Annotated in this window: 16 protein-coding genes; 3 read left to right on the forward strand and 13 right to left on the reverse strand. The window is 57.5% G+C overall.

Going from position 1 to position 21,162, the window contains the following annotated elements:
- Positions 1–52: 52 nt before the first annotated feature.
- Positions 53–505 (reverse strand): PaaI family thioesterase, encoded by a 453-nt coding sequence (locus ACLD1Y_RS05290; RefSeq protein WP_429476098.1) that lies wholly within the window; start codon positions 503–505, stop codon positions 53–55.
- Positions 502–978, reverse strand: a complete 477-nt coding sequence (locus tag ACLD1Y_RS05295) for a PaaI family thioesterase (RefSeq protein WP_429476099.1) — start codon at positions 976–978, stop codon at positions 502–504. Before ACLD1Y_RS05295 ends, ACLD1Y_RS05290 begins: the two co-directional genes overlap by 4 nt.
- A 158-nt stretch (positions 979–1,136) precedes the next feature.
- Between ACLD1Y_RS05295 and ACLD1Y_RS05300 the strand changes: the two genes are divergently transcribed.
- Positions 1,137–1,388 carry a hypothetical protein gene (locus ACLD1Y_RS05300; protein WP_010211724.1) on the forward strand — a complete coding sequence of 84 codons (252 nt, stop codon included), beginning with the start codon at positions 1,137–1,139 and terminating at the stop codon, positions 1,386–1,388.
- A gap of 103 nt (positions 1,389–1,491) precedes the next feature.
- On the opposite strand, the gene ACLD1Y_RS05305 is transcribed toward ACLD1Y_RS05300, so the two are convergent.
- The gene (locus ACLD1Y_RS05305) at positions 1,492–2,229 is read right to left on the reverse strand and encodes a DUF599 domain-containing protein (RefSeq protein ID WP_429476101.1); all 738 of its coding nucleotides are present in this window, start codon (positions 2,227–2,229) and stop codon (positions 1,492–1,494) included.
- A 424-nt stretch (positions 2,230–2,653) separates the two neighbouring features.
- On the opposite strand from ACLD1Y_RS05305, the gene ACLD1Y_RS05310 reads away from it, so the two are divergent.
- On the forward strand, positions 2,654–6,151 hold the full coding sequence (locus tag ACLD1Y_RS05310; protein WP_429476103.1) for a dermonecrotic toxin domain-containing protein: 3,498 nt from the start codon (positions 2,654–2,656) through the stop codon (positions 6,149–6,151).
- A gap of 122 nt (positions 6,152–6,273) precedes the next feature.
- Here ACLD1Y_RS05310 and brnQ read toward each other — a convergent pair whose 3' ends face one another.
- The 10 genes from brnQ to sdhC form a co-directional block, all read right to left on the reverse strand.
- Positions 6,274–7,587, reverse strand: a complete 1,314-nt coding sequence (gene brnQ, locus ACLD1Y_RS05315; RefSeq protein WP_429476105.1) for a branched-chain amino acid transport system II carrier protein — start codon at positions 7,585–7,587, stop codon at positions 6,274–6,276.
- 419 nt (positions 7,588–8,006) lie between these two features.
- Positions 8,007–8,888, reverse strand: a complete 882-nt coding sequence (gene sucD, locus ACLD1Y_RS05320) for a succinate--CoA ligase subunit alpha (protein ID WP_010166265.1) — start codon at positions 8,886–8,888, stop codon at positions 8,007–8,009.
- Entirely contained in the window at positions 8,888–10,054 is a 1,167-nt protein-coding gene (gene sucC / locus ACLD1Y_RS05325; protein ID WP_003210567.1) for an ADP-forming succinate--CoA ligase subunit beta, read from the reverse strand. Before sucC ends, sucD begins: the two co-directional genes overlap by 1 nt.
- Before the next feature lie 204 nt (positions 10,055–10,258).
- Entirely contained in the window at positions 10,259–11,695 is a 1,437-nt protein-coding gene (lpdA, locus tag ACLD1Y_RS05330; protein ID WP_429476107.1) for a dihydrolipoyl dehydrogenase, read from the reverse strand.
- A gap of 100 nt (positions 11,696–11,795) precedes the next feature.
- Positions 11,796–13,016, reverse strand: coding sequence for a 2-oxoglutarate dehydrogenase complex dihydrolipoyllysine-residue succinyltransferase (gene odhB, locus ACLD1Y_RS05335; RefSeq protein ID WP_135287894.1), 1,221 nt, complete (start codon positions 13,014–13,016; stop codon positions 11,796–11,798).
- 44 nt (positions 13,017–13,060) lie between these two features.
- Positions 13,061–15,892, reverse strand: a complete 2,832-nt coding sequence (locus ACLD1Y_RS05340) for a 2-oxoglutarate dehydrogenase E1 component (protein WP_429476108.1) — start codon at positions 15,890–15,892, stop codon at positions 13,061–13,063.
- Between the two features lie 263 nt (positions 15,893–16,155).
- Positions 16,156–16,860 carry a succinate dehydrogenase iron-sulfur subunit gene (locus tag ACLD1Y_RS05345; RefSeq protein ID WP_003172807.1) on the reverse strand — a complete coding sequence of 235 codons (705 nt, stop codon included), beginning with the start codon at positions 16,858–16,860 and terminating at the stop codon, positions 16,156–16,158.
- An 11-nt stretch (positions 16,861–16,871) separates the two neighbouring features.
- Positions 16,872–18,644, reverse strand: coding sequence for a succinate dehydrogenase flavoprotein subunit (sdhA, locus tag ACLD1Y_RS05350; RefSeq protein ID WP_429476111.1), 1,773 nt, complete (start codon positions 18,642–18,644; stop codon positions 16,872–16,874).
- A gap of 3 nt (positions 18,645–18,647) precedes the next feature.
- The gene (gene sdhD, locus ACLD1Y_RS05355; RefSeq protein WP_071486444.1) at positions 18,648–19,016 is read right to left on the reverse strand and encodes a succinate dehydrogenase, hydrophobic membrane anchor protein; all 369 of its coding nucleotides are present in this window, start codon (positions 19,014–19,016) and stop codon (positions 18,648–18,650) included.
- On the reverse strand, positions 19,010–19,420 hold the full coding sequence (gene sdhC, locus ACLD1Y_RS05360) for a succinate dehydrogenase, cytochrome b556 subunit (protein ID WP_177429371.1): 411 nt from the start codon (positions 19,418–19,420) through the stop codon (positions 19,010–19,012). The genes sdhD and sdhC overlap by 7 nt, the downstream gene beginning before the upstream one ends.
- A 331-nt stretch (positions 19,421–19,751) precedes the next feature.
- Here sdhC and gltA point away from each other — a divergent pair, with 331 nt between their 5' ends.
- Positions 19,752–21,041, forward strand: a complete 1,290-nt coding sequence (gene gltA, locus ACLD1Y_RS05365; RefSeq protein ID WP_429476114.1) for a citrate synthase — start codon at positions 19,752–19,754, stop codon at positions 21,039–21,041.
- Positions 21,042–21,162 lie beyond the last annotated feature (121 nt).

Here is a 21,162-nt window from a genome sequence, read left to right on the forward strand (position 1 = left end):
CGTAAGGGTTGGCGGCGGGTTGTCATCAAAGTTGGGGGCTAAGACCAGGATTTCAAGGGCCGCTTGGATCCTCGATTTTGAAATGCGCACGGGCCGTGGCAATCGGCTCGGCCGCAGTGCTCTGCCACGCGGTTATCGCCACGTTTGCCACCCGCCGCCCCTGGCGCCATACCTGGCATTTGGCATAAGTGTCACGAAACTGGCCTGCGCGTAGGTAATCCAGGGAAAAATCGATGATCTTGGGCAGGCCAGGCGCGCCTGTGAACACCAGCAGGTGCAGCGCGGCCGACAGTTCCATAAAGCCGGCAATCACGCCACCATGGAGCGCCGGCAATATCGGGTTACCAATATTGTCCTTGCTGGCCGGCAGGCGAAACAGCAATTCATCCCCCAGGCGTGTGCATTCGATACCGATCAGCTTGGCGTAGGGGATCAGGTCCAGCAGCTCATCATAGTTACCCCGAGCGTGGGCCTGTTCCAGGCGCGTCTTGAATCGATGCGTCATGCCGGTTCACCTTTGATCGTGCTCCCCAACCCCTGTGTGCCCTTAAGGCGCTTGCCCATGCGCATGAACGTGCCCACCACATGGGCGATGGGCTGTTGCGGGTCACCCTGGTAGGCAAAGCCACGGGTGAAGATCACATCGGTGGTCACTCGATAACATTGGGCAAAACCGTACACCGGCTTATGCGGCTCGGCCGGGTGCATGTAGTCGATGCGCAGGTCGAGGGTCGGGCACACCTCGAACTCCGGTAATACGCACAGGGTGGCCATGCCACACGCGGTGTCCATCAGGGAGGTCAAGGCGCCGCCGTGGATTACACCGGTATGGGGGTCACCTACAAGTTGCGGGGCGTAGGGCATGATCAAGGTAATGCCCTCCGCACTCGCATCATGGGCGCCGATACCCAGTACCTGACAATGGCGCAAGGCCGAAACAAAACGCATCGCACGCTCTAACAAGGGGTTTTCGGTCATTCGTTCCAGACTCTTATTAGTGTTGATCGGCAAAATCTGCGGTGCGGTAAAAAGTTCCTTTAAGTCAGTGGTTTATATATCTACAGAATAAAAGGAACTAAAGCCGAACCGCCATGCTCGAAAGGCCAGTAGATATCTTCAATAAGGAGAAACAACCCATGCGTAAGACTTTAGCTATTTCCATGATGCTCGCCGCTGCCCTCGGCCTGGCTGCCTGCGACAAGAAATCCGAAGACAAAGCCCAAGATGCCGCTGCACATTCCGAGCAAGCTCAGAAAGACATGGCGAAGGCTCAGGATAAGGTGAACGACGCGGCGAAAGAAAACGCCGATGCTGCCAAAGCTCAGGCTGAATCGAACGAAGCCGCCGCAAAAGAAGCAGCACCTGCTACCCCTGCTACCGGTTCTTGAGACCGCAGCTTGAAATAGCTCTGCTGTAAAAAGAAAGCCCGCTTAGATAGCGGGCTTTACTTTGTCTGCTGTTTTTAGTCTGAGCACTCATACACTGAATGGATTAAGCAGATTCTTTGACGGGCTCGGGCAACGGCATATCGGTTGGCGTATAGACCATCACTTGCAGTACGTCGGAATGAAATTCGCGGCGATACAGCACCACCACTACCCCGCCACTCATCAACATGAACAACCATGGGCTGACAAACCACGCCAGCATGGTCATGCCGAAGTAGTAAGAGCGCAGGCCAAAGTTGAACTGGTTGGCCGCCATGGAAATCACCCGCGCTGCCCGCAGGGCAAAGGCATTGCGCTCCTGCTCCGATACATGCCGCTCGCCAATCATGGGAGCCGAGCCCACTAGCACCGCGGCGAAATTGTACTGGCGCATGCACCAGCTGAACGTGAAGAACGCATAGACGAACACCAGCGCCAGGCACAGCAGCTTGATCTCCGACATCCCCTGGGACGCTTGTTGCACCATCGGGATATCTGCCAGCAACGACACCGCCCGCTCCGACGCGCCGAGTACGGTGAGAATGCCCGCAAGGATGATCAAGGTGCTGGAGGCAAAGAACGAGGCGTTGCGCTCAAGGTTGCCGATCACGCTGGCGTCGGCGATGCGGTTGTCCCGCAGCAACATGCGGCGCATCCAGTCTTCGCGATACAGGTGCAGCACGCTGGCCAGGCAGGCGGTGTCGCGGGCTTTCCAAGTGGCGTAGCGGGTGTAACCGCCCCAGCACAGGGCGAACCAGAAGGCGGCGAGTAGGTGGACTTGATTGGTTTCAACAAACGACATGTGGGCTCTTTTGAATGGCGATGGAATGTACGAAGCGCGCGGGATCTTGCCAGCGAAGCCGCCGTGTAGCCAGAGAGGCCTGCTACGAAAAGCCCGTTAAATTGTCACGCATTTCATCCAAGCGTCTAGATGTACGCACGCACCGTCCACCCCTGGAACCAATCAAAAGCTTCCCGTCACTCACGTGACGCCTATAACACGAGGCCTCAGCCACTATTGAAAAAAGGAATTTCCATGCTTATTCAGAGGAACGCTAATGCCCCTAACGCCTATCGCGTTAAAGACGAATATCGCGCCACAGACTGCTCCCGCCCCCATAAACCCAGCGCCTGGCTCAGCACAACCGCCTTCATCAGAGCCTGTTCAACCGAGTCCGGCACGGCGGGACCACAATGATCTAGTAACACCAAATGTACGCGCAATAATGCCAGTCGAGGTGAACACGCAGGCGCCAACAACCACGTCCCCACAGTCCCAATTGATTGAGAAGCATCAGGCGCTGAACAAAAAAATCAATGAATTACTCAGTCATCAGGTGAGCTTCCAACGTTTTATTCAGACTCAACTGCGAAGAACCTTTCCCCAGCTCAAATCAATCGATCCAAGTGCCATCCAGGTCAATACCTATCGCAATCAGCCGCCAGCCGAACCTAAATTGATTTCCACGCAAACGTTGTCCGAGGCATTGCCGAGCAAAATCGCCCAGATCAATCGAAATGCAGTCACAGGCCAGCGAAACGTTGAACCACACAGCAGTGATACGCAAACCCGCTTTTACATTAACGACACAGTAGGCGGGGCCCCGAAAAAACTTGAAAATCAGCGCTCGTTGCTCACCCTCGCACATGATATTGCAACCCGCTTCCCAGAGGCGCTCACCAGCTACTGGAAAAGAGCGCCCAAAGGCGCCACCAAGCAGCCCCCCCGACAAGAACAATTGCTCGACTTACACAGGCAAATGCTCGCAACCGAGGCAGCGCTGCGGTTTGAAGATGGAACCCTGAGCCAGGCCGGCAAAAAACTTATCGATGCCGCCTTTCAGCACCCAACCCTTGAAGCGCGCGAGCGTGAATTCCCTTCTGGTGCCCGGCCAGGGGTTTATCCCATCAGGGTCGACGACAACACTCCCAATGGCGCGCTTTTGGCCGGCTGTTTTCTTATCAGCAGCAGCGACGGATCAACGGCCGGATCGCCCTACAAGCCGGCTGACACCAGGAGTATTGGCCTGGAGGACTCGTTCGGCCCTGTCGTACTTTATACGCCCGGCGAGGGCTTTGAAGAGTTCGACAGCCCAGGAGAGGCACGCAATGCTCTGGCGCAAAGGATCAACAATGACGAGGAAAAAGCCGCCCAACTCCTTAAGGGCCTGCCGTTGTCGGTAGAGCACAGTCGGGCCACTCAGTGGGGCGATGACTTGCTGCGGGGGTTTGCCCCGGTTTCAGGCGATGTATTGGCGCAGACCTTCACCTTGCTGTTGCAGCGTCAGGCGCAAGAGGTCAATGAAACCATGCAGTTGGCCTTCGCCGAAAACGCAACGACTTCTACACCCCAGTTATTGCTTCCTGAAACTGTCGCCAAGATCAATGACGGCGCCGACCTGTCACCGTATTTCGATGGCAGCAATGCCATGCTCGCACGCAACGAACAACTCCTGAATAAACTCCAGCCTCAATGGCTCAAAACCCTGTCCCACGAGCAAGAAGCTCAATACCGGGCGCTAAGCGAGGCCGAGCAGAAGCACTACACGCGCTTGCATCCCCTGGTGGAACAAGTCCCCCCGCTCCTTGCGTTTGCCAAACAGGTGTTGAGCAAGGCGCTGAAAACCAAGCTGCAAGGTCGATATCCGAAGCAGGAAATAGACCCTGACAAACTGACCGTCCAGATAAAAATACAACACAAAGGCAAGCCCCTGGGTTTGAATGGTGCCCATTTCGCCCCGCCGAAAACGGAGTTCTTCAGAGCGTCACTCACCGAACTAGCACTCAAGAACACAGCGCCCTGGACAGCAGAACCCGCTACGACAACGTGGGTGGCAACCCTGACCACCGGCGACGGGGACGTCCTGACGCTGGATAAGCCGTTTCTTGAGAGCCTGATCAGCCAAACCGATGTAGGCCAGCAATACCTCGACCTGCTCAAAGACAAGCTCAACCCCAATGCCACCTCTGGCGAAGCCAACGTCCTGCACAACGCCTGGAAAGACCACCAAAGGGCAAAGATGGCCAAGGAAGCCTTTATCACCAGCCTGGATCCAGACGCTTACCTGAACAAACAAAAGTTCGCCGAGCAGTGGATCAGCGCAACACTTGGACATGACGACGCCACCACGTGGCCAAAAGTGAATGGCGCATCCATCGTGTCCCACAGCGTCGAACTGGACGGCAAACCCGTTCAAGGCATGCTCGTTATCAAACCCAGCAACCACCCGTCCCTGGTCCTGTACAGTCCGGATGCACCCGATGGGCGCCCTTACAGAGAGTTTGTCGACCAGGACCAACTTAACGCAACATTGAATAAACCCGAGTGGCAAACCTACATCAGCCAGCGGGTAGCACCGGAAGATAAATACGCCAAATTCGACGACCTGTTTGTGCCGGGTATCAATTCGCTACTCAAGAAAGCGGCGGCAGACTACGAAGCGGGTGTCGTGCTCAAGCCGATCAAGGGGGGCGTCAGCGACCATCTTTACCGGCAAGAACTTGGCTTACTCCGAAGCAGGGCCTCGGCCCGAATGAACACCAACGCATCAGTGTCCGCACGCTCCACACACGCCAAACTGATGTTCGCCACAGACATGTCCCTGTTGCTGCTGAGTCTTATCCCAGTGGGTGCAGGTGTCTCAGCGGGTTACAGGCTTTCCAAGGCGGCCTTGAAAACCATGCGGGTACCTGGACGAAGCCTGCCCAAGCTGATTACCCAGCCAGGCAAGTGGGCCGCGGCGTATAACGACTTCGCCTTGGCGGCTTCGGGCATACCGATACTCAAGAATGCACCGCTGCGCCCAGTACTCAGATTCCCCGCATCCAGCGCGACACGACAAGCCATCGTTCCTCCGCGGGCGCCCACCGTGCCGGTTCCAGGCACCTCAACGGGGATCTCCTCGCCCCTAGCCACACACGCCACTACCGTACCGAACCGTGGAAACCTGGCCGCCTATGCCGTGGATCACAAGTGGGGGGCGAGCGAGTTGCTCAAAAGCCATGGGCCGAAGCAAGTCGGTGACAAGTGGCTGATCCGTTACACCGATGAATCAAACGTAAGCAGGACCTATCAGATCAGCCCAGTACTCAAATTCGAATCGGGCTACGTCAACATCATTGACCCAAGCACCGGAAAGCGCGCAATCACGCTGCAACGCCTGGGTAGCGGAGAGTGGGGCCCTACCGGCTTGCCAGGAGGCACTAAGCTGACAAACCCGGTCACGGCCCCATCTCAGACGACGTCCGTACTCATGCAAGAGTCTCAAACCCTTCACACAGAGCACGGCATACTTTCTACCGAAAGCCTTTCCGATTGTTCTGCGCTGGCCGTCCTGTCGGACTGGAATGGCAAGACCTACGGCACCCGAACACTGATGCACTTGAACGGCAGCAACCTCAGTTCCAACTTGAACAACCGCTCAGGATTCGAGGTGATAAGGGAGCTACACGAGTCGTTGAAAAACGGCGGAAAGGTCATTTTGGTGGGCGGCGACTTATCTCAGTCCAAGACGGGACTGGCAGTCACTCTGGGCCAAAAAAACCCCAACACTGGCCGACAACCGCTGCTGGACTTGATCAACCAGAAGGGAGTGTCTTTCGAAGTAGCGGGGGGCACAAGCGTTAAAGTCCACCCAAACGGTAGCTTTACCGTGGCCGAAGGAGGCGTCGGGGTGCTGGACGAGAAAGCGGTCAAATGGATCATCGATTTCAGTAAAGATTAACCAACCCGGCGCCTCCCCCTCTGCACCTTTTGCGCTAGCACTTTATTGGCTGTGCCAAAAAGCACACAAAAAAAACCCCGGACCTTGTGGTCTGGGGCTTTTTTTGCGGATGGCCCGCGCTTTTATGCAATCGCTTCGCTGCGCTTGCCCAGCATACGGTCGATCACCACGGCCACCACCAGCACCATCACCGACGGCACCAGCCAGGCCAGGCCTTGCTCGCTCAGCGGCAGGTTGGTCAGCTGCGCCGGCATCCAGCCTGCCAGACCTGCACCTTTGAGTGCATCGATGCCGCCAAAGATAAACGACACCAACATCACCGGGCCCACGATGCGGCCCTGTTCCTGCCAAAAGTCTTTGCAGAAGCTCAAGGCCACCAGCACGATGCACGGCGGGTAGATCGCGGTGAGGACCGGAATCGAGAAGGCAATCAGCTTGGTCAGGCCCAGGTTGGACACGAACAGCGAGAACAGCGCCAGAATCACCACCAATGTCTTGTATGACAGTGGCAGGATTTTACTGAAGTACTCGGCGCAGGCGCAGGTCAGGCCCACCGCAGTCACCAGGCACGCCAGGGAGATCAGCACGGCCAGGAAACCGCTGCCCAGCGAACCGAAGGTATGTTGCACATAGGCGTGCAGAACGGCAGCGCCATTGGCGGCACCGGCGGCAACTTCATGGCTGCCCGCACCCAGGCGGAACAGGCTGACATACACCAGTGCCAGGCCCACTCCGGCAATCAGGCCGGCAATGATCGCATAGCGGGTGATCAGCTTTGGCGACTCGACGCCACGGGAGCGGATCGCGTTGACGATCACGATGCCAAACACCAGTGCGCCCAGGGTATCCATGGTCAGGTAACCATTGATAAAACCTTGGGAGAACGGGGCGGCGACGTATTCCGGGGTGGCGACGCCCACTTCACCGGCCGGCAGGGCAAACGCGGCGATGCCGAGCACGGCCAGCGCAATGATCTTCAATGGGGCAAGGAAGCGACCCACGGTGTCCAGCAGTCGACCCGGATACAGGGAGACGAAGAACACCACCAGGAAATACACCGAGCTGTACAGGAACAGCGCCAACGGGCTTTCGCCGGTCAGCGGTGCCAGGCCCACTTCAAAGGATACGGTCGCGGTACGCGGGGTGGCGAACAGCGGCCCTACCGCCAGATACGCCGCCGCCGCGAGCAGGCCACCGGCGATCTTGCCGATCGGGCTGCTCAACGCGTCCATACCGCCGCCGACCTTGGCCAGGGCGACAACAGTCACCACCGGCAAACCCACTGCGGTGATCAAAAAGCCCAACGCTGCCATCCAGACATGAGGCCCGGACTGCAAACCAACGATAGGCGGGAAGATGATGTTGCCAGCGCCCACGAACAGGGCAAAGGTCATAAAGCCCAACGCCAGGATATCCTGGCTTTTCAACACTTTCATTTCGGGAAATACCACACTACTGAATCGGAATTTAGAGAGGGATTCCCTGTGGATGAGGGAAATACTGCCAGCCCTGATGGGGGCCGACCGGTCTAGCGCGGGGCTTCCTTTTGGGAGGCACACGCATAAAGAGGCGGCTAGGGTACAGAAATTGGCTGACGAACGCACTGTTGCGGGGCGAACTGTCCGATAAGCGACCTCTTCATGTCGCGTTTTCATACCTAATTTGACAATACGGACAAAAAATGTGGGAGCGGGCTTGCTCGCGAATGCAGTGTGTCAGTCAACTTATGCATCGACTGACACACTGCATTCGCGAGCAAGCCCGCTCCCACATTTTGATCTTCACCAGATCCTAAATGCACAAAGGCCACCCGAAGGTGGCCTTTGCTTGGTAAAGCGTCAGCTAAGCGCGAGGCTTACTTGACAGCCCAACCGGTCAGCTCGGACAAAGCCTTGCCGATGTCTGCCAGCGAACGCACGGTTTTAACGCCTGCGTCTTCCAGGGCAGCAAACTTCTCGTCTGCAGTGCCCTTGCCGCCAGAGATGATTGCGCCAGCATGGCCCATGCGCTTGCCAGCAGGGGCAGTCACACCAGCGATGTAGGAAACAACCGGCTTGGTCACGTGTGCCTTGATGTAGGCAGCCGCTTCTTCTTCAGCCGAACCGCCGATCTCACCGATCATCACGATCGCTTCGGTCTTCGGGTCTTCCTGGAACAGTTTCAGGATGTCGATGAAGTTCGAGCCTGGGATCGGGTCACCGCCGATGCCGACGCAAGTCGACTGACCGAAACCGGCGTCAGTAGTCTGCTTAACAGCTTCGTAGGTCAGGGTGCCGGAACGGGAAACGATACCGACTTTGCCTGGCAAGTGAATGTGACCTGGCATGATGCCGATCTTGCATTCGCCTGGGGTGATTACGCCTGGGCAGTTAGGGCCGATCAGGGTAACACCCAGCTCGTCGCACTTAACTTTAGCGTCCAGCATGTCCAGGGTAGGAATGCCTTCGGTGATGCAAACGATCAGCTTGATGCCGCCGAAGGCTGCTTCCAGGATCGAGTCCTTGCAGAAAGGAGCTGGAACGTAGATCACGCTGGCGGTGGCGCCAGTGGCAGCTACAGCGTCTTTCACGGTGTTGAACACTGGCAGGCCCAGGTGCTCGGTGCCGCCTTTGCCTGGAGTTACGCCGCCAACCATCTTGGTGCCGTATTCGATGGCTTGCTGGGTGTGGAAACTACCTTGCGAACCGGTAATACCCTGGCAGATAACTTTGGTGTCTTTATTGATCAGGACGCTCATTATTTGCCCTCCGCAGCTTTGACAACTTGTTGAGCAGCGTCGGTCAGGCTGGTAGCCGCGATGATGTTCAAACCGCTTTCTGCCAGTACTTTAGCGCCCAGTTCAGCGTTGTTACCTTCAAGGCGAACAACAACCGGGATTTTAACGCCAACTTCTTTCACTGCACCGATGATGCCTTCGGCAATCATGTCGCAACGAACGATGCCGCCGAAGATGTTGACCAGTACTGCAGCGACGTTGGAGTCGGACAGGATGATCTTGAAGGCTTCGGTTACGCGTTCTTTGGTAGCACCACCGCCCACGTCGAGGAAGTTGGCTGGTTTGCCGCCATGCAGGTTGACGATGTCCATGGTACCCATGGCCAGGCCAGCACCGTTGACCATGCAACCGATGTTACCTTCCAGGGCTACGTAGTTCAGTTCGAACTTGGCAGCGTGCGCTTCGCGCGGATCGTCTTGCGACGGATCGTGGAAAGTCTTCAGCTTAGGCTGACGATACATGGCGTTGGCGTCGATGTTGATCTTGGCGTCCAGGCAGTGCAGATCGCCATCAGCCTTGATCACCAGCGGGTTCACTTCCAGCAGGGCCAGATCGTGATCCTGGAACAGTTTGGCCAGACCTACGAAGATCTTGGCGAACTGGGCAACTTGCTTGCCTTCCAGGCCCAGCTGGAAAGCCAGCTCGCGACCCTGGAATGGCTGAGCGCCAACCAGTGGATCGATGGTGGCTTTCAGAATTTTTTCTGGGGTTTCTTCGGCGATCTTCTCAATGTCCACGCCACCTTCGGTGGAAGCCATGAACACGATGCGACGGCTCGAACGGTCAACGACAGCGCCCAGGTACAGCTCTTTAGCGATATCAGTGCACGATTCAACCAGGATCTTGGTGACTGGCTGGCCATTGGCATCAGTCTGGTAAGTCACCAGACGCTTGCCCAGCCACTGCTGTGCGAAGGCCTTGGCGTCTTCTTTGCTGCGAACCAGCTTAACGCCGCCCGCTTTACCGCGACCACCAGCGTGGACCTGGGCTTTGACAACCCATTCGGTACCACCGATTTTGTCGCAAGCTTCTGCTGCTGCTTCCGGGGTGTCTACTGCGTAGCCCTTGGATACTGGCAGGCCGTATTCAGCGAACAGCTGCTTACCCTGATACTCGTGAAGATTCATGCTTTTTACCGTCTTCGTTAGGTACTGCGCATTCGGCGCTGCGCTCATTATGAGTGCCGCGCCACCTGTGACTGCTGCTTGCGCAACCTGCGGGGCTTATGGCCCGTAAAGCTGCGCAAGACTGCGTCCAGCGGATATTCCGCGGTGAGTCTTGCTCGCAAGGCTCACGACGGGCAACTCCGCCGTGGTTTCTTATTATCTCGCTTAGCGCTTCTTGCGGTTGGCGATGTGGATGGCGCCGCCATTCACTGCCAACGCGGCTTCGTGCAACGCTTCGGACAGGGTCGGATGGGAGAAGACCATCATGCCCAGGTCTTCGGCACTGGTGCCGAATTCCATACCGATCGCGCCTTGCTGAACCAGTTCTGCAGCGCTCGGGCCAATCACGTGGACGCCCAATACGCGGTCAGTCTTGGCATCAGCGATGACTTTGACAAAACCACCGGTGTCGTTCGCTGCCATGGCACGGCCAGAAGCGGCAAACGGGAAGGTGCCGACGTTAACTTCAACGCCTTCAGCTTTCAACTGCTGTTCGTTCTTACCGACCCATGCAATTTCCGGGTGGGTGTAGATAACCGATGGGATCAGGTCGTAGTTCATCTGGGTTTTGTGACCCTTGATGCGCTCGACAACCATGATGCCTTCTTCGGAAGCCTTGTGCGCCAGCATCATGCCGCGAACCACGTCGCCGATGGCGTATACGCCAGGTACGGAGGTTGCGCAGTGATCGTCAACGTGGACAAAACCACGCTCGTCGATGCTCACGCCGCTGTCAGCTGCCAGCAGGTCGGTGGTCACTGGACGGCGACCCACGGCTACGATCAGCTTGTCGAACGTGATGGTTTTTTCGCCATCTTTGTCGGTGTAGTTAACGACAACTTCTTCGCCGTTGACTTTCGAACCGGTCACACGAGCGCCCAGCTTGATGTCCAGACCTTGTTTGGTCAGGGTTTTCAGCGCTTCTTTGGAAACGGCAGTGTCGGCAGCCAGCAGGAACGTGTCCAGGGCTTCCAGAACGGTAACTTCCGAACCCAGGCGGGACCATACCGAACCCAGCTCCAGGCCGATCACGCCAGCGCCGATCACGCCCAGACGTTTTGGAACCGATTGGAATTCCAGGGCGCCGGTCGAATCGACGATCACGTTCTGGTCAACAGGAGCAGGCGGAATGTCGATTGGGCGCGAACCTGGCGCCAGGATCACGTTTTCAGCTTCGATGACTTCAACCGAACCGTCTGGCTTGGTGATTTCAACTTTCTTGCCAGCCAGCAGCTTGCCGTGGCCTTGCAGGGAAGTCACGCCGTTGGCCTTGAACAAGGTGGCAACGCCGGAAGTCAGGCCTTTAACGATGTTGGCTTTACGGCCGACCATTGCTGGCACGTCCATGGTCACGCCAGCATGGTTGATGCCGTGGATCGCGAAGCCGTCTTGGGCTTCGTGGAATTTCCAGGAGCTGTCCAGCAGCGCCTTGGAAGGAATGCAACCAACGTTCAGGCAAGTACCGCCCAGTGCCAGTTTGCCTTCCTTGTCGGTGTATTTTTCGATGCAAGCAGTCGAGAGGCCCAGTTGTGCAGCCTTGATGGCGGCAACGTAGCCGCCAGGACCTGCACCAATCACTACAACGTCAAATTTCTGCGACATGAAAATAGTTCCTCTATTCAGCGACAAGCTTCAAGCGACACGTTGCAAACCAGGCTGCTTTTTCCTACAGCCTGTAGCTCGCAACGTGTTGCTGCGTCTTTTAGATGTCCAGCAGCAGACGCGCCGGGTCTTCCAGCAGGTTCTTGATGGTCACCAGGAACGTCACGGCTTCTTTACCATCGATCAGGCGGTGATCGTAAGACAGTGCCAGGTACATCATTGGGCGGATCACGACTTGACCGTTGATGGCCATCGGGCGCTGGATGATGTTGTGCATGCCCAGGATCGCAGCTTGCGGCGGGTTGACGATCGGCGTCGACATCATCGAACCGAAGGTACCACCGTTGGTGATAGTGAAGGTACCGCCGGTCATCTCGTCGATGGTCAGCTTGCCGTCACGGGCTTTCTTGCCGAAGCCGGCGATGCCGCCTTCGATTTCAGCCAGGCTCATCAGCTCGGCGTTACGCAGAACCGGAACCACCAGGCCACGGTCGCTGGACACGGCAACGCCGACGTCTGCGTAGCCATGGTAAACGATGTCGCCGCCGTCGATGGAAGCGTTGACTGCCGGGAAGCGTTTCAGCGCTTCGGTGGCTGCTTTCACGAAGAACGACATGAAGCCCAGGCGCACGCCGTTATGGCTCTTCTCGAACAGATCCTTGTACTTCGAACGCAGGGCCATGACTTCGGTCATGTCGACTTCGTTGAAAGTAGTCAGCATCGCCATGTTCGACTGTGCTTCAACCAGGCGCTTGGCCACGGTGGCACGTACGCGGGTCATCGGTACGCGCTTCTCGGTGCGGTCGCCAGCGGCGAACACAGGCGCAGCGGCAGCCGGGGCAGCAGCCTTGGCAGGTGCGGCGGCTGGAGCGTTTTTCTTGGCTTCAACAGCAGCAACCACGTCTTCCTTGGTTACGCGGCCGTCTTTGCCGGTGCCCTTGATGGAAGCCAGGTTGATACCGTTCTCTTCAGCCAGCTGACGAGCAGCCGGTGCAGCGATTGGATCTTCAGCGCCAGCAGCCGGAGCGGCAGCTGGAGCCGAAGCAGCCGGTGCAGCGGCAGCAGGAGCGGCAGCAGCAGCGCTGCCCTCTTCGATCGAGCCCAGGACCTGGTTCGACAGAACGGTAGCGCCTTCTTCGGCAACGATTGCGCCCAGCACGCCGTCAGCTTCGGCCAACACTTCCAGAACGACTTTGTCGGTCTCGATGTCGACGATCAGGTCGTCACGCTTGACGGCCTCACCGGGTTTCTTGTGCCAGGTGGCAACGGTGCCATCGGCAACCGATTCCGGGAATGACGGGGCTTTGATTTCGATAGCCATTATCTGTGTGTCCTTAAAATTCGGTTTCAGTCAGCGCGAAGGCGTTAAACAGTGAAAGCATCTTGCAGCAGTTTTTCCTGCTGCTCGGCGTGCATCGACGCATAACCACAGGCAGGTGCTGCAGAAGCATCGCGACCGGCGTACTCCAGGTTCAGCGCCTTGTTGTGGTTACCCATGCTGCGACGCAGGTGATGCTGGCTGCTGTACCACGCGCCCTGGTTCATCGGTTCTTCCTGACACCACACCACGTTGGTGAGGTTGGTGTAAGCCGCGATGGCTTCCATCAGGTCGTCTTCCGGGAACGGGTAAAGCTGCTCGATACGCACGATGGCGATGTCTTCGCGGCCTTCGGCACGACGTTTTTCCAGCAAGTCGTAGTAGACCTTGCCGCTGCACAGCACCAGGCGAGTCACTTTGGCCGCGTCCAGCGTGTCGATTTCTGGAATCACGGTCTGGAACGAACCGTCCGCCAGATCTTCCAGGGTCGAGATGGCCAATTTGTGACGCAGCAACGATTTCGGAGTCAGCACTACCAGCGGCTTGCGCAGCGGGCGGATCACCTGACGACGCAGCAAGTGGTAGATCTGGGCCGGGGTAGTCGGCACGCACACCTGGATGTTGTGCTCGGCGCACAGCTGCAGGTAACGCTCCAGACGGGCCGAAGAGTGCTCCGGACCCTGACCTTCATAACCGTGTGGCAGCAACATGGTCAGACCGCACAGACGGCCCCACTTGTGCTCGCCGCTGGTGATGAACTGGTCGATAACCACCTGGGCACCGTTGGCGAAGTCGCCGAACTGGGCTTCCCAGATCACCAGCGCGTTAGGCGTGGTGGTGGAGTAGCCATATTCGAACGCCAGTACGGCTTCTTCGGACAGGAACGAATCGTACAGGTCGAAACGTGGCTGGCCTTCGTACAGGTTCTGCAACGGGATGTAGGTGCCCGCGTCTTTCTGGTTGTGCAATACCGCGTGACGGTGCGAGAACGTACCACGGCCGATGTCCTGGCCAGTCATGCGGATCGGGTGACCTTCGAACGCCAGGGTCGCGTACGCCATGGTTTCGGCGTAACCCCAGTTGATCGGCAGGCCGCCGGCTTGCATTTTTTGACGGTCTTCGTAGATCTTCGCAACCTGGCGCTGAACCACGAAGCCTTCTGGAATTTCCAGCAGCTTGGCAGACAGTTCCTGCAAGGTTTTCAGGTCGAACGAAGTATCGTGACGCGCAGTCCAGGTGTGACCCAGGTACGGACGCCAGTCCACGAACAGCTCTTTGTTCGGCTCTTTGACCAGGCTTTTCACTACGTGCAGACCGTTGTCCAGCGCGTTGCGGTATTCATCGATCTTCGCCTGAACACGCGCATCGTCAACCACGCCGGCCTTGGTCAGGCTTTCGGCGTACAGCTCACGGGTGGTGCGCTGCTTGGTGATCTGCTGGTACATCAACGGCTGGGTGCCGCTTGGTTCGTCCGCTTCGTTGTGACCGCGACGGCGGTAGCAAACCAGGTCGATCACCACGTCACGCTTGAACTGCATGCGGTAGTCGACAGCCAGTTGGGTCACGAACAGCACAGCTTCCGGGTCATCGCCATTCACATGCAGGATCGGCGCCTGGATCATCTTGGCAACGTCGGTTGCGTACTCGGTGGAGCGCGCATCCAGCGGGTTGCTGATGGTGAAGCCAACCTGGTTGTTGATGACAATGTGAACGGTACCGCCGGTCTTGAAGCCGCGGGTCTGCGACATCTGGAACGTTTCCAGGACCACACCCTGACCGGCGAATGCCGCGTCACCGTGGATGGAAATCGGCAGGACTTTTTCACCGGTGGTGTCGTTGCGACGATCCTGGCGAGCACGGACCGAACCCTCGACCACTGGAGAAACGATTTCCAGGTGGGATGGGTTGAAGGCCATGGCCAGGTGAACTTCACCGCCGGTGGTCATTACGTTGGACGAGAAGCCCTGGTGGTATTTAACGTCACCGGAACCCAGCTCGACCTTCTTCTTGCCTTCGAACTCGTCGAACAGTTCACGCGGGTTCTTGCCGAAGGTGTTGACCAACACGTTCAAGCGACCACGGTGAGCCATGCCGATCACGATTTCCTTGGTGCCGTAGGAACCGGAACGCTGGATCAGCTCGTCGAGCATCGGGATCAGGCTTTCGCCGCCTTCCAGGCCAAAACGCTTGGTGCCCGGGTATTTGGTACCCAGGTATTTTTCCAGGCCTTCGGCAGCGGTGACGCGCTCAAGCAGGTGGCTGCGTACGTCGGCGGACAAAACCGGACGGCCACGCACGCCTTCCAGGCGATGCTGGAACCAGTGGCGTTGCTCGGAATCGGTGATGTGCGTGAACTCAGCGCCAATGGTGCGGCAATATGTCTGCTGCAACGCTTCGTGAATTTCGCGTAGGCTCGCTTCCTCTTTGCCGATGAACAGGTCGCCGGCACGGAAGGTCGTATCAAGATCGGCATTGGTCAAGCCGTAATGATTGATCGACAGGTCAGCAGGTGCAGGACGCTTCCAGAGCCCCAGCGGGTCAAGCTGGGCAGCCTGGTGGCCGCGCATCCGATAGGCCTGGATCAGTCGCAGTACTTCAACTTGCTTCTTCTCATGCTCACTGCTCACGCTGCCGGCGGAAACCGGTTGGGCGCGGCGCTGGTTCTTTGCCAGCAGCACGAACTGATCGCGAATTGTTGCATGCGATACATCGGTGGCAGCGTTGCCGTCTGAAGACAACGTCTGAAATTTGGTGCGCCATTCTTCTGGCACAGCGTTAGGGTCGTGCAGGTAGAGCTCATAAAGCTCTTCCACATAGGCAGCGTTACCACCTGAAAGATAGCCGCTGTTCCACATGCGCTGCATCACGCTTTCTTGCATGCTTGGTCACCCTCGATTTGGGGACACCACCGGCGAAAACACCGAGTTTGCTTGCAAAAGGCCAAGTGCAGCGACCAAAACAAGCCACTTAGGATCACGCTGATAGTTCGGGTACCAACCCGAATGCCCCTGCTTGTCTCATTTCTTCAAAATAAGAGCTGCGGCTTTGTAAGTCGCTGCTCAAGTTAAAACTACGGCGCCGGTTGAAGCCTGCGCCGTAGCATTTACGGGCACAACGGTCCTGCTTTTTTACTACAACGTCGTTACACGCCGCTCTGCAGCAGCATGTTACGGATGTGACCAATGGCCTTAGTCGGGTTCAGGCCTTTGGGACATACGTTGACGCAGTTCATGATCCCGCGGCAGCGGAATACGCTGAACGGGTCATCCAGCGAAGCCAGACGCTCGGATGTCTTGGTGTCACGGCTGTCTGCCAGGAAGCGGTACGCTTGCAGCAATGCAGCTGGGCCCAGGAACTTGTCCGGGTTCCACCAGAAGGACGGGCAAGAGGTCGAGCAGCAAGCGCACAGGATGCACTCGTACAGACCGTCAAGCTTCTCACGCTCTTCCGGGGACTGCAGACGTTCGATGGCCGGAGCCGGCGTGTCGTTCTGCAGGAACGGCTTAACTTTCTCGTATTGCTTGTAGAAGATGCTCATATCGACAACCAGGTCACGGATAACCGGCAAACCTGGCAGTGGACGAACGATCAGCTTGTTGCCTTTAACCACGGCAGACAGCGGCGTGATGCACGCCAGGCCGTTTTTGCCGTTGATGTTCATGCCGTCGGAACCGCACACACCTTCACGGCAAGAGCGACGATACGAGAAGCCTTCGTCCTGCTCTTTGATCAGTGCCAATACATCCAGCACCATCAGGTCTTTACCACCGGTATCGACCTGGAACTCCTGCATGAACGGCGCAGCGTCCTGATCAGGGTTGTAGCGATAAACACTGACTTTCAACATGGCAGCCACCCTTAGTAAGTCCGAATCTTCGGTTCAAACGTCGGAACCGTCTTCGGCGAGAAGTTCACGGCACGCTTGGTTACGCGCTTGTCACCCGGGAAGTACAGGGTGTGGCACAACCAGTTTTCGTCGTCGCGATCTTCAAAGTCTTCACGGGCGTGGGCACCACGGGATTCTTTACGAACCTCGGCAGCGATTGCGGTCGCTTCGGCCACTTCCAGCAGGTTTTGCAGCTCAAGAGCTTCGATACGAGCAGTGTTGAACGCCTGGCTCTTATCGTTGATCTTGACGTTGGCGATGCGCGTGCGCAGGTCGGCCAACTGGGCAATGCCCTTCTGCATGTATTCGCCGGTACGGAATACACCGAAGTAGTTCTGCATGCAGCTTTGCAGCTCGCGACGCAGGGTTGCTACGTCTTCGCCATCGGTACGCTCGTTCAGAGCATTCAGACGCGCCAGGGCAGCTTCGATGTTGGCGTCGGTGGCGTCATCGTATTCGATGCCGTCAGTCAGCGCTTTTTCCAGGTGCAGGCCAGCAGCACGACCGAATACCACCAGGTCGAGCAGCGAGTTGCCGCCCAGACGGTTGGCACCGTGCACCGATACGCAAGCCACTTCGCCTACGGCGAACAGACCGTGGATGATCTCATCCTGGCCTTCGGCGTTCTGGGTGATTGCCTGGCCATGAATGTTGGTCGGCACGCCGCCCATCATATAGTGGCAAGTCGGAACCACTGGAACTGGAGCCAGTACCGGGTCAACGTGAGCAAAGGTCTTGGACAGCTCGCAAATACCTGGCAGGCGGCTGTGCAGCACTTCCTCACCCAGGTGGTCGAGCTTGAGCATCACGTGGTCGCCGTTCGGGCCACAGCCGTTGCCGGCGATGATTTCTTTAACCATCGAACGCGCAACAACGTCACGGCCAGCCAGGTCTTTGGCGTTCGGAGCATAACGCTCCATGAAACGCTCGCCGTGCTTGTTGATCAGGTATCCACCTTCACCACGGCAACCTTCGGTCACCAGTACACCGGCGCCGGCGATGCCGGTTGGGTGGAACTGCCACATTTCGATGTCTTGTACCGGCACGCCAGCGCGCAGTGCCATGCCAACGCCGTCACCGGTGTTGATCAGGGCGTTGGTGGTCGATGCGTAGATACGGCCTGCACCGCCCGTTGCCAACACGGTGGCCTTGGCGCGGATGTAGGTGGTTTCGCCGGTTTCGATGCAGATGGCGATCACGCCGACGAATTCGCCTTGGGCGTTCTTCACCAGGTCAACAGCGTAGTACTCGTTCAGGAACGTAGTACCGGCTTTCAGGTTGCCCTGATAAAGGGTGTGCAACAGCGCGTGACCAGTACGGTCGGACGCAGCGCAAGTACGGGCAGCCTGCCCGCCTTTACCGTAATCCTTCGACTGGCCGCCGAATGGACGCTGGTAGATACGGCCTTGTTCGGTACGGGAGAACGGCAGACCCATGTGGTCCAGCTCGAACACCGCAGCCGGGCCTTCTTGACACATGTATTCGATAGCGTCCTGGTCACCGATATAGTCGGAACCCTTGACGGTATCGTACATGTGCCAGCGCCAGTCATCGTTCGGGTCGGCGGAGGCGATGGCGCAGGTGATGCCACCCTGGGCCGATACGGTGTGGGAACGGGTTGGGAACACCTTGGTGATCACGGCAGTCTTGTGACCGCCTTGGGCCAGCTGCAGCGCAGCGCGCATGCCAGCACCGCCGCCACCAATAATGATGGCGTCGAATGAAATAGTTGGAATGTTAGCCATGAATCAGATACCCCAAAGAATCTGCACACCCCAGACGAAGTAAGCGAACATCGCGACGCCGCAGACTGCCTGGAAGAGAAAACGTACTGCAGTCGCGGACTTGCCCAGCGCCATCGGCGTCAGGTAGTCGGTCGCGATGGTCCACATGCCAACCCAGGCGTGTGCGCCCAGGGCTACAAGGGCCAGCAGACTGAAGATTCGCATCGCATTGTGGGCAAACAGGCCGTGCCATTGCTCATAGCCAATGCCTGGATTTGCGACGAGGTATCCGATCAGGAAAATGAAATAAGCCGCGAGAACGACCGCAGACACACGTTGTGCCATCCAGTCATAGAGGCCCGAACGCGAAAGGTTCGTAACGCTGGTTACCATATCCAAACTCCTGCCAGAACGATCAGCACCACGGAAATGGCGATGATGATTTTCGAGCCCAGGCGGCCGCCTTCGAGCGTCTCACCGATACCCGCATCCATGATCAAGTGGCGCACACCGGCTACCAGGTGATACAGCAGAGCGGACAGGAGGCCCCATGCTACGAACTTGGCCAGCGGGCTGGTCAAGCATGCCTTCACCTCGGCGTAACCTTCCTCGGAACCCAGGGATTTGCTCAATGCATAAAGCATGATGCCCAGGCCCAGGAACAGGATGATGCCGGAAACACGGTGCAGGAACGACGTAACGCCGGTGATGGGGAGTTTGATGGTCCTTAGGTCTAGGTTTACAGGTCGTTGGCTATTCTTCACGGCTTTTTTTTCACACTGAAGAGCCCCTAACAATCAGGGCAAAGTTGTAGGGGAGTGCACTGGTCAGGTAGCACCACCCAGGGAGTGCGACCCCCAATGAAAGCAAGCCCAAAAGCCCTTGGCGGTCGGTGGCCGAGTATAGACAGTTAGGTTACTAATGACAACGCGCTCACCTCACCCTAATAGCTGATTGCGCTGGAGGGATAAAAGGCGTAAATGGCAGTTAATTTCGAGGAAAAAGTACGGTTAAAGCCTTCTGGGGCAAGACTTTAGGCAAATTGACATCTGGATTTATATCAATATAGTGGTGCGGGCCCTGCGTGGGGGGTCTGTCTGATGATTTGAAGCATAAATAGGAGGCCACATGGCTGACAAAAAAGCGCAGTTGATCATCGAGGGCGCAGCCCCCGTCGAGCTGCCCATTTTAACCGGCACCGTTGGTCCCGATGTTATCGACGTACGGGGCCTGACGGCCACGGGCCGTTTCACATTCGACCCAGGCTTCATGTCGACCGCCTCTTGCGAGTCGAAGATCACCTATATCGATGGTGATAATGGCATTTTGCTGCATCGCGGCTACCCGATCGAGCAACTGGCCGAGAAATCGGACTACCTGGAAACCTGCTACCTGCTGCTAAATGGCGAACTGCCAACAGCCGAGCAGAAAGCCCAGTTCGTCAGCACCGTGAAGAACCACACCATGGTTCACGAGCAGTTGAAGACCTTCTTCAACGGCTTCCGTCGCGACGCCCACCCGATGGCCGTCATGTGCGGTGTGGTCGGCGCCCTGTCGGCCTTCTATCACGACTCCCTCGACATCAATAACCCGCAGCATCGCGAAATCTCCGCGATCCGCCTGGTTGCCAAGATGCCGACCCTGGCCGCAATGGTTTACAAGTACTCCATGGGCCAACCCATGATGTACCCGCGCAACGACCTGACGTACGCGGAAAACTTCCTGCACATGATGTTCAACACCCCGTGCGAGATCAAACCGATCAGCCCGACGCTCGCCAAGGCCATGGACCGGATCTTCATCCTCCACGCCGACCACGAGCAGAACGCATCGACCTCCACTGTGCGCCTGGCAGGTTCTTCGGGTGCCAACCCGTTCGCCTGTATCGCCGCCGGCATCGCTGCACTGTGGGGCCCTGCCCACGGCGGTGCAAACGAAGCCGTATTGACCATGCTCGATGAAATCGGCGATGTGTCCAACATCGACAAATTCATCGCCAAGGCCAAGGACAAGAACGATCCGTTCAAGTTGATGGGCTTCGGTCACCGGGTCTACAAGAACCGCGACCCACGCGCCACCGTCATGAAGCAGACCTGCGACGAAGTGTTGAAGGAACTGGGCATCAAGAACGATCCGCAACTCGAACTGGCCATGCGCCTGGAAGAGATCGCCCTGACCGACCCGTACTTCATCGAACGCTCGCTGTACCCGAACGTCGACTTCTACTCGGGGATCATCCTCAAGGCGATCGGCATTCCAACCAGCATGTTCACCGTGATCTTCGCCCTGGCGCGGACCGTGGGCTGGATCTCCCACTGGAAAGAAATGCTCTCCAGCCCGTACAAGATTGGCCGCCCGCGCCAGCTGTACACCGGCTACGAGTCGCGTGACATCTCCAAGCTGGAAGATCGCAAGTAAGCGTTACGCTTAGCTGCAACTGAAAACGGCCTCCCTTAGTGGAGGCCGTTTTTGTTTGTGCACTTGTAGTGAGCGGGCTTGCCCCGCTCACTACACCCCCCCCCCAAGTATTCAGGCAAAA

Origin of the sequence: Pseudomonas sp. 18175, assembly GCF_050432925.1 — a bacterium.
Taxonomy (GTDB): Bacteria; Pseudomonadota; Gammaproteobacteria; order Pseudomonadales; family Pseudomonadaceae; genus Aquipseudomonas.